At 40.7% G+C, this 10,096-nt stretch carries 6 protein-coding genes and 1 pseudogene; all 7 read left to right on the plus strand.

Going from position 1 to position 10,096, the window contains the following annotated elements:
• Positions 1-972: 972 nt before the first annotated feature.
• Positions 973-3,942, plus strand: a complete 2,970-nt coding sequence (locus BXY_RS01640) for a SusC/RagA family TonB-linked outer membrane protein (protein ID WP_015531055.1) — start codon at positions 973-975, stop codon at positions 3,940-3,942.
• A gap of 20 nt (positions 3,943-3,962) precedes the next feature.
• Positions 3,963-5,546 carry a RagB/SusD family nutrient uptake outer membrane protein gene (locus BXY_RS01645; protein ID WP_225472586.1) on the plus strand — a complete coding sequence of 528 codons (1,584 nt, stop codon included), beginning with the start codon at positions 3,963-3,965 and terminating at the stop codon, positions 5,544-5,546.
• A 37-nt stretch (positions 5,547-5,583) separates the two neighbouring features.
• Positions 5,584-6,477 carry a Calx-beta domain-containing protein gene (locus tag BXY_RS01650; RefSeq protein ID WP_008775753.1) on the plus strand — a complete coding sequence of 298 codons (894 nt, stop codon included), beginning with the start codon at positions 5,584-5,586 and terminating at the stop codon, positions 6,475-6,477.
• Positions 6,478-6,511: 34 nt separating this feature from the next.
• A complete protein-coding gene (locus BXY_RS01655) occupies positions 6,512-7,000 on the plus strand; it encodes a peroxiredoxin family protein (protein ID WP_055235047.1) in 489 nt (162 codons plus the stop codon).
• A gap of 33 nt (positions 7,001-7,033) precedes the next feature.
• A complete protein-coding gene (locus tag BXY_RS01660; RefSeq protein ID WP_008640463.1) occupies positions 7,034-8,638 on the plus strand; it encodes a DUF6029 family protein in 1,605 nt (534 codons plus the stop codon).
• A 35-nt stretch (positions 8,639-8,673) separates the two neighbouring features.
• Complete coding sequence (locus BXY_RS01665) at positions 8,674-9,771, plus strand: Omp28-related outer membrane protein (RefSeq protein WP_008640462.1); 1,098 nt, start codon at positions 8,674-8,676, stop codon at positions 9,769-9,771.
• Positions 9,772-9,776: 5 nt separating this feature from the next.
• Positions 9,777-10,096 (plus strand): annotated as a pseudogene (locus BXY_RS01670) (Omp28-related outer membrane protein); the annotation flags it as partial.

Genomic DNA, 10,096 nt, shown 5'->3' on the forward strand with positions numbered 1-10,096 from the left:
AGATAGGGCTTGATCTGAAAAGTAACTGTAACCATTGTTTTTAGATTTGATTTGTAAAATATTTATCAGTGGAGTACCGTGTTTGATATTGGTATCCGTTTTCTTTTGTTGAAAATTTTACTTAAAAAGAAAGGCCGGGAGAACGCTTTTGTAATGATTTGCTTTTCAGATAGTTACATAAGTGGGTTTTGGTTTTAAACCAACGGGTCGTTCCTTTTAAAGGAACGACCCGTTGCACACCGAGAAACACCTCGTTGGTTTTAATGCAACGAGGTGCTCCTTAAAATCAAGAGATAAAGCTAGAATAAATCTCTCGAAATTTTGAAATCATAAAATAACTTGTTTGTTTTTGATGTAAATAAATAGTACTGTTGTATATTTACTTGTTTTTATCTATATAAAGAAATATACAGAGTGTCATATATGAAGAAATTTTAGATGAAGTCTATTTAACATAGTTTAAATGAGCCTCTTTTATATTTCTGATTTTATTTTATGTTTGAGGGAGATTTAAAATATAATTATAATGTAACTGAAAAGTAGAATAGGAAGGAAATCCAAGTAAAATGGCTAATAGTAGCTCCATAAAACGAAAAAGCACTAAGTTCTATCAGAACTTAGTGCTTTTTTATATTCTATTCTTATTAAAATAAATATATAGTTCTTAAAATACAAATTATATCTCTTTTTCGGATTGTATTTATTAACAGTTCCGGTTTGGTATTATATAATGGAACAAAAGTATATATTCTTTTTGCAAAAAACAACGAAAAGACATATTTTTTTTTATGGAATAGTCATCTAAATTGATTGAAAAAGTAAAATCAAGCAACATTTCTTTCCAGAATTACATATTTGATGTAAAAACACTACAAAAACAATGGATTATAATTAAGTTCTGATAGAACTTATCTAAGTGTAAAAAGTGAGTTTAAATGTTTTAGGGCTATTTAATAATTTAAAAAGAGATTTATGAAGAAAAAATTAGCGCTGCTATTTGGATACCTTTTTATAGGTATCGGGCTGATAACAGCTCAAACGCAGAAAGTCACGGGGACAGTTATTTCCGATGATGACAAACAACCTGTTGTAGGGGCTTCAATTGTTGTAAAAGGCACTAACTTAGGTACAATAACAGACATAGACGGGCATTTCACATTATTGAATGTGCCAAATTCAGCAAAAATATTACAAATCTCTTATATCGGTATGAAAACGGAGTCGGTTTCTGTTCAACCGACTGTTAGAGTTATCTTAAAGTCTGATACACAACTGATGGATGAAGTTGTTGTGGTAGGTTACGGATCAGCAAAGAAACTAGGGTCTGTAGTCGGTTCGGTAACAACGGTAAATAATAGCAAGATAGCCAATAGACCGGTTGCTAATGCCGGAGATGCATTACAAGGTCAAGTTGCCGGTTTACAAGTATTTACTCCCAGTGGAGAACCAAGTGGAAGTGTTGTAATGCGATTGCGTGGAGTCAGCTCGATCAATTCAAATACAGAACCTCTTTTTATTCTCGACGGCTCACCTATATCATCCGGAGCATTTACAGCATTAAATCCGAACGACATCGAAAGCATGACCGTATTGAAAGATGCTTCCTCAACAGCTATATATGGTTCTCGTGCTGCTAACGGGGTAGTAATAATGACTAACAAGAAAGGAAAAATGGGACAGAAAGCCCGTGTTAGTATCAATGCGCAATATGGCTGGTCGAGAATGACTGGGGATAACATAGAGATGATGAATACCGAACAATGGCTTAACCTGCAGGAAATGCTGGACCCGGGAAAAGCATACGATACTACATTTCAAAAACGGAAAAAGTTCTATATAGATAATGGTATATCTACAGATTGGGCGGATGTCTTCTTCGGAGATGCAGCTCCTACACAACAATATGATGTAAATGTGGTCGGTGGTTCCGAAGGTATCAACTATTATATTTCATTTGGACATTATGATACAGAGGGGATTATGGATGATTCCTCATTGCGCCGTGAGACTTTGCGCAGTAATGTGGAAGTAAAGGTGACCGGCTGGCTGAAAGCCGGGATTAACGTGAACCTTTCCTATCAGAAATATAACACGACAACTTTCGGAACGGAAGCTAATAGCGTTTATAATAAAGCGTATGCTGCCCGTATTTATCGTCCTGACCAAACAATAAACGAGATATTGACAGACGAAGAAGGCAACTTTACAGGCTATGGAAAACGATTGGACTATTTTGACGATATGGGATATTATAATCCGTATTACTTGGCAGAACTTCAACCGAATGACCGGAGTACGGTACGTATCAATGGCAATACCTTCTTTAATATAAACCCAATAAAAGGATTGAATATACGTACCTCGCAGGCAGTAGATGCCTTTGATTATCGTAACTCCCATAAAGCCTATCCGGAAGGCCCTTTTGAAGGGGCAGGGGTGGCGTCCGAGTCTTTCGAACGTTATTATTCATTTACTTTCACCAATACGGCGGAATATAAGTTCAGTCTGTCAGACAAGCATCTTTTTACCGTGTTGGCCGGTCAGGAGTCCATTATCACAAAGAATGAGAATTTCTCGGCAACTTCTAAAAAAATGGTAGACTCACGAATGATGCTGATGGCAGCTGGAGCAGAGTCAGAAGTGCCGATACATTCGATGTATGAGAAGGTTTTCAATTCTTATTTCGGCACAATCAGTTATAGTTTCGCTGATCGCTATTATGTCGATTTGGCAGCACGGCGGGACGGTTCTTCTCTGTTTGCCAAAAACAACCAGTGGGCAAACTTTTATTCTTTGGGAGCCATGTGGGATATGAGAAAAGAGAATTTCCTGCAGAACGTTTCATGGTTGAACAGTTTACAGTTGAAAGTGAGCTATGGAACAACTGGTAATTCCGGTATCAGCGCCTATAATGCGTTGGCATTGGTCGGATCCGGTTTGCTGTATAACGGACAACCGGGTATTGCTCCTTCTACCGTCGGAAATGATAACCTGACATGGGAAAGCATGAAAACACTGAATGTAGGCATCAGTACAAGAGTGTTTGACCGCTTTTCTATAGAACTGGAATTTTATAACCGTCAGACGGACGATATGTTGATGGGTTATCCATTGTCATACACTACCGGACACGGAAGCAGTGTGGAAAATGTAGCAAGTATGCGTAATCGAGGTTTCGATATTACTCTGGGAGTGGATATTCTGAAAACGAGAGATTTCTCATGGAGTGTCTCCGGAAACCTGAATTATAATAAGAATGAAATAACTAAACTGTTTAACGGATTGGATGAATATACCTTGCCCGATACTGGTTTAAAAATGAAGGTCGGCAAACCTTGGGGAGAATATTACTATGTGAAATGGGCAGGAGTCGATCCGCGTGACGGATATAATATGTGGTACGACAAAAATGGAAATCTGACTAAGAGTTACTCCGAAGAAGATGCAGTTTTTGTCGGCAAACAACGCTATGCACCATGGTCCGGTGGCTTTGGCACCCAGTTCGGATGGAAAGGGATTTCTGTTAGTGCCGACTTCTCTTTTATGCTAGGCCAGTATATGTTGAATAATGAGCGCTTTTTTACAGAGAATCCCACTTTTGCAGGTTCGGACAATCAAACTGTAGAAATGCTTACCATGTGGCAGAAGCCGGGAGATATAACCAGAATTGCCACTCCCGACTCCCCGATGCAGTTTGATACGCATTTACTGGAAAATGCTTCATTTATGCGTATGAAAAACCTGACTGTCGGGTACACCCTTCCGGCCAAACTGATTCAGAAAACAGGAGTAATCAGTAACGCCAGAATCTACTTTGTAGGACGTAATTTACTCACAGTGACTAAATATAAAGGATATGACCCGGAAGTAGACAGTAATATCCAATTGGGTAACTATCCCAATACGAAACAATATTCTTTCGGAGTCGAACTAACTTTCTAAAAACATAAAGAATGGTGAATATGAAGAAAATATCTATGATAGCATTGACTATACTGACACTTGGGGTGACTTCTTGTGATATGGATAAAATGCCATACGATGCTGTTCCTACAGAAGAAGCGTTAACGACCATAGTCGGTTTTGAAGAAGCACGTGCCGGTATCTATTCCGTATATTTAGGACTGACAGGAGGAAGCTATGTATTAGCTCCGGAAGTTCAGGCAGATGCCTTTAATGCAGTGGCGGATTTCTCTAATAAATATGGTGAGTTGCACCGTTGGACTTTCGAGAGTACCAACTCTACCGTAGAAACAATCTGGTCGAACTACTATGCCGCTATTGGACGTGTCAACTTCTTTATTGACGGGGTAGGTAAGATCGATGAGAATCCGGAAATCGAATTGACTGAAACCCAGAGACAACAGATTAATGTGTATGAGGGGGAAGCGTATTTTACAAGAGCATACTGCTACTTTTATCTAGCTACTTTATTTTGCCGCGATTACGATGTGGCTACCGCAGCAAGTACTCCGGGACTGCCGCTTCAGGTAAAATATGAGCCTAAACTTTCTGCTACCCAATATCCGGGACGATCTTCATTGGAAGATACTTACAAACAGATATTGGAGGACCTCGAAGAAGCCGAAGAACGAATAGAGACTGCAAAAAATGGCATTGCTGATTATGACAGGTATATTAATGGTGCATACGTGACAGTCAACACGGCTCCCAAGAATTGTGGGAATTATATCACGGTAGATGTAGTGACTGCCTTGAAAGCGCGTGTTGCCCTGCAAATGGACGACTATGAAAATGCAGCCAAATATGCAGGTGACCTGGTTAATTCGAACAGATATCCATTATCGAACACAGCAACAGATTTTGAAAGCGTATGGAAGAATGACAAGGGAACGGAAACCATCTGGCAGATTGCCATGACTAGTGCCGACGATGCCGGTGTACCTCTGGGGACTATTTTCATTGGTTATCCGACTACAAAGAAGGATTATATTCCTACACAAACACTGATTGACTTATACAATGAAAAAGATATCCGGCTAAAGACTTATTTCGGAAAATATCACTTAACCGTATCGTCAGGTAATGCGGCGGATATCTATTTCTTTAATAAATATCCGGGCAATGAATATTACAATGCATTAGGAAGCGAAACACGCTATTTGAATCAGCCGAAACCATTCCGAATTGCTGAAATGTATCTGATTGCCACTGAAGCTAATGCAAAGATTGGAACGGCAGCTGCAGTGAAAAAGGGTAATGACGCTTTGAATGCATTAAAAAAAGCGCGAATCGAGGGATGGACTGATGCAACCTACGATCAGGAAGCTTTATTAAATGAAATCATGAACGAACGGGAACGTGAGCTTGTAGGTGAGGGATACCGGTTGATGGACCTGAAGCGTTGGGGGAAAGGTGTGAAGCGTGGAAAACCGCAAAGCAAAGGACTGGTGCTTTTCCCGGGACAAGCAAGTACTGACGGACTGGATAAACTTATGGATGACCAGCGGATGCTTTGGCCTATTCCTAAAACAGAAATGGATGCCAACCCTCAATTGGCAGGTCAGCAAAATCCGGGATATTAATCAATGAATAACGTAAATTATCAAACACTTGAGTAAAATGAACTATCTGAAAATATACACCCTTCTTCTATGTGCCGTTCTGATCGCCGCCTGTTCGGACGATGAGGAACAGTTTAATTCCGGAGCGGCTACGGTAAACTTGCAGGAAACTGCAATGACGGTGAAAGAATCTGCCGGTTTGTGTACTGTGCCTGTTGTTGTGACGGGCGAACATACCGGAACTATCCGTGTGACGTTCGAATTAAAAGATCATAATGCCAAAGAGGATGAAAACTATATTGTCACAACCAAAACGTTACTTATTCCTGCCGGGCAGGAAACAATGAATTTTGAGTTTAAGACCGTTGATGACAAGCTTGTTAATGACGACCGTTCTTTTGATGTTGAAATTGCTGATGTGAAAGGGGCGTCTATTGGTGAGAACAAGCGACTGACAGTGACTATCAAAGACAATGATTCAAGCTTTTATGAAACGCTTTCAGGAACTTGGATATTTACCGGAACGGCTTCTGCCACCAATGTTTCCAATGTGCCAGTGGGATTCTCCGTTAGAATAAATACAGCGGAAGAAGGCACGGAGGCATACGAACACTATCTGGTCTGTTCGAATAAGAATGGATTTGATCCGGATAATGATATTGAATGGGAATTTAGTTGGCGGTTGTATTATGAATATGATTCGGAGGCGCAGAAAACCTACCTGTCCATTGTGCCGGGTGAAGATGTCGCTTCTTATGGCCCGTATACTATTCGTTTCAGGAGACTGGCTTTGGACGGAAGTACTTCTGACGTATATCGCGGAGAATATGATGTTGAAACTAAAACTGTCACTTTCGAGAATGCCAATTTGATAGGCGATATGTATAAGGACGGCTTGATACAAATACAGAAATTCAGGCTATTTGGCTGTAAGATGGAACACATCAGATAAAACAAGATTATTAACATAACAAATAAAAGAACTTATGAGAGCATTAATTGTCTGCATTACGCTGTTGTTCGCTTTTCTAACTTGTACCATGGCACAAATACCATCAGTCAAGGTTGAAAATACGAAAGGAGCACAGGTAAACACCTCCTCCCTGGTTAATCACAAAACACCTATGATTATTTCTTTTTGGGCAACAACCTGTAAACCATGTATTCGTGAATTGGACGCTATAAATGAACAATTGCCCGATTGGTTGGAAGAAGCCAATTTCCGTGTAGTAGCTGTTTCGACAGATGACAGCCGTTCTACTGCTAAAGCGCGTGCATTGGCAGAGGGACATGGATGGGATGATTTTATCATGTTGTACGATAAAAATCAGGAATTCATGCGAGCTATGAATGTAAGCCTGACTCCACAGGTATATGTAGTGGATGCCGATGGGAAGATTGTCTATTCACACACCGGGTACGCGCCGGGAAGTGAGCTGGAACTACTGAAAGCGATAAAAAAACTACAGAAATAGAAACTGTTATTATTCATAGATAAACGCAATGACATGACTAGAATAAGAATTCAGGTGTTGGCTTTAGTAGCGTTATCGTCTACTCTAACCTATGCGCAGCAAGATAACAAAAAAGGTTATCTGACAGGGAGCTTTGAAACGAATACGATTTACTACAAGGATGATAGTAAGACAAAAGCAGAATCTCCGGAAGATCATTTCGGTTCGAACAATTATCTGAAACTGGATTACTATCAAGGTAAGTTTGCCGTAGGTGTACAGTTGGAAGCCTATGAACCGGTACTGGTGGGATACCCGACAGAATTGGAGAAAGCAAAACTAACCAACTATTACGTATCTTGGGCCGACAAGGATTTTTCCGTAACAGCGGGTACATTTTATGAGCAGTTTGGGAGTGGACTGCTATTCCGTAGTTGGGAGGACCGTATGCTTGGTTTGAATAATGCGGTGATGGGAGCACGTTTTACCTACAATTACAAGAATATTGTAAGGTTGAAGGCCATTTGGGGAACTCCACGTTTTGGAATGGACTTTTCCGACACACAAGTACGTGGCGTAGATGTAAGCTTCTCCTTATCTGAAATGCTTAGTTGGCAAAATACATCCTTGAGTATCGAAGGAGGGGCATTGAACCGGTATGAGAAAATCAATATCGACCTCGAAGAAGAAGGGGGAAAACCTTATTCGAATGGCTTCTCGGGACGGGTAAATTTTGAACGCTCCGGATTTACAGCGAAAGGTGAATATGTGGACGGTGGCAATAAATATTATAATTTCATTCATGATGACAAACTTTATGCAAGGAAACGTGCCAATGCGCAATTGCTGGAGCTGGGATATAGCGGCAATGGGTTGGGGGTAAATCTGACCGGGCGCCGTTTGGAATGGATGAATAGTGAGATTATTGCCGGTAATGGTTCGACTTCGAATCTGTTGAATTATGTCCCGGCTATGAGTACGCAATATACCTATATGTTGACCAACTTGCATCCTCATACTCCACAAATAGGAGATGTGACAAATGCAGTTAGCGGTGAGATGGGCGGACAATTGGATGTCTTTTATCATTTCAAAAGAGGAACGGTCATTGGAGGTAAACGCGGTTTGAAATTACATGCTAACTTTTCTACCTATTATGCTTTAGAAAAAGAAGGAACAGCCCAGATAGGTAACTTGGCATTTCGTGACTTTAGTGTTGATGTGGAAAAGCAATGGACAAAGTCATTCAAAATGAACTTGCTTTATTCTATGCAAGAATATAGCCCTTCGTACGGAGCGAATAAAACGACTAATCTGTCGAATATTTTTGTAGCAGATTTACAATATAAGTTCACGCCTTCTTTTTCAACTCGCATGGAGTTGCAATACCTAACTACAAAAGAAGATCAGAAGGACTGGATGGCAGCTCTGTTGGAGATAAATTTTGCTCCGGCATGGAGCATTTACGGAAGTGATATGTATAATCACGGCAAGGATAAAATCCATTATTACAATGTGGGAGCCAGTTATGCCAAGTCACGTACGCGTATAGCCTTGAGTTATGGTCGTAACAAGGAAGGGTACGTCTGCTCTGGTGGAGTTTGCCGGACGATTCCTAAATATACAGGTGCTAACCTGACTATAACTACTTCATTTTGAGTTCATCGAAACATTTATTAATTAGAATATAGAATATGAGAAAATTTACAATGTTTTTTATGTCAAGTCTGATATGCTTGTGCGGATGTTTTACAGCGTGCAGCGGCAATTCTGACGACAATGGTGAAGAGCCGGATAACGGCGAAGTGACAGGACCTATTACTTTGACTGTGGATAAAGCCAAGATTGAAGCCAATGGAACAGATATGGCGACTTTTACGGTGACTGATGCCAATGGAAAAGTAGTGACGACTTCCGAATATATGAAGAATGTATATTTTGAAGATGTAACTACCGGTGATTATTTGGAGAGACGGACCAATACGTTCTCGGCAGTAGAGAACGGGACACATAAGTTTAAGGCATATTACCTGGACTGGGAGTCGGATGAAGTTTCCGTAACCGCACAGAATCGTAAGAATTATGAACTTTTCTATCGTAAAGTAGGTGTCTTCAAAATGACGGGAACTTGGTGTACTTATTGTCCGGCCATGACTTCGGCATTGAAGAAAGTGGAAGAGCTGATGCCGGGACGTATGGTAAAAATGGCTTTTCATTCTTCCAGCAGTTCCGCCACTGACCCGTTCCATTTGTCACAGACAAGCACAATCATGGGCCGTTTTGGAGCGTCCGGTTTTCCTACCTGTATCTATGATTTGAAAGTCATGTCGATAGACAGAAATGTGAGTGCTATTAAACAGACTTTACAAGACCAAATCCGACAATATCCGGCAACCTGTGGAATTAAGGTAAATACATCTTATAATTCTTCTATGGGTGAGATTACGGTGAATGCCGCACTGAAGTCGAGCCAAGGAGGAGAATATGACCTTGTTTATGTCTTGGTGACTGATGGTTTGACGGCATCCGGAGGAAACGAGACCTCGTACGATTATACAGTAAGAGCTATTTCCAACAATTACCTGTCGATGTCAACCGACGGACGGTTTACTGTGAAGGCAAACGAGGAGCACACTGCCGCAACTTTCAGCATTTCTAATGCAAAGAACCTGAACCCTGCCACATCACGTGTAGTGGTTTATGCATTGCGTAAAGTGGATGACGCATATATGGTGGATAATATAACCGAATGTTCTATCAATGGTAGCATAGACTATCTCTATAATGATTGAGGCTTATGAAAAAAATATACTCGACAATTCTACCAATTGTAATGATCCTTTGTTTAGCAATGCTGTCATCCTGTTCCGGCAATTCGGACGAAACGGAGAATGGGGGGACGGATGACGGCATTTTGCGTATTACAGCTGATAAGACGGCTATACAGGCAGATGGAGTAGAAAAAGTGACCTTCACGGTCAAACTGGGTACAAAAGATGTAAGTGAAGAAAGCACAATGAACCTGATTTTGGTAAAGGAATCGGGAGAGGAAAACCTGGATTATGGTGTTCGTGCTTTCAGCACTTCAGTGCCGGGTACGTATGTCTTTAAAGCCCG

Origin of the sequence: Bacteroides xylanisolvens XB1A (assembly GCF_000210075.1) — a bacterium.
Lineage (GTDB): Bacteria > Bacteroidota > Bacteroidia > Bacteroidales > Bacteroidaceae > Bacteroides > Bacteroides xylanisolvens.

Coding starts and splice junctions, on each gene's coding strand:
- BXY_RS01645 (WP_225472586.1), top strand. CDS start 3,963: ATGAAGAAAATATCTATGATAGCATTGACTATACTGACACTTGGGGTG.
- BXY_RS01650 (WP_008775753.1), top strand. CDS start 5,584: ATGAACTATCTGAAAATATACACCCTTCTTCTATGTGCCGTTCTGATC.
- BXY_RS01665 (WP_008640462.1), top strand. CDS start 8,674: ATGAGAAAATTTACAATGTTTTTTATGTCAAGTCTGATATGCTTGTGC.
- BXY_RS01660 (WP_008640463.1), top strand. CDS start 7,034: ATGACTAGAATAAGAATTCAGGTGTTGGCTTTAGTAGCGTTATCGTCT.
- BXY_RS01655 (WP_055235047.1), top strand. CDS start 6,512: ATGAGAGCATTAATTGTCTGCATTACGCTGTTGTTCGCTTTTCTAACT.
- BXY_RS01640 (WP_015531055.1), top strand. CDS start 973: ATGAAGAAAAAATTAGCGCTGCTATTTGGATACCTTTTTATAGGTATC.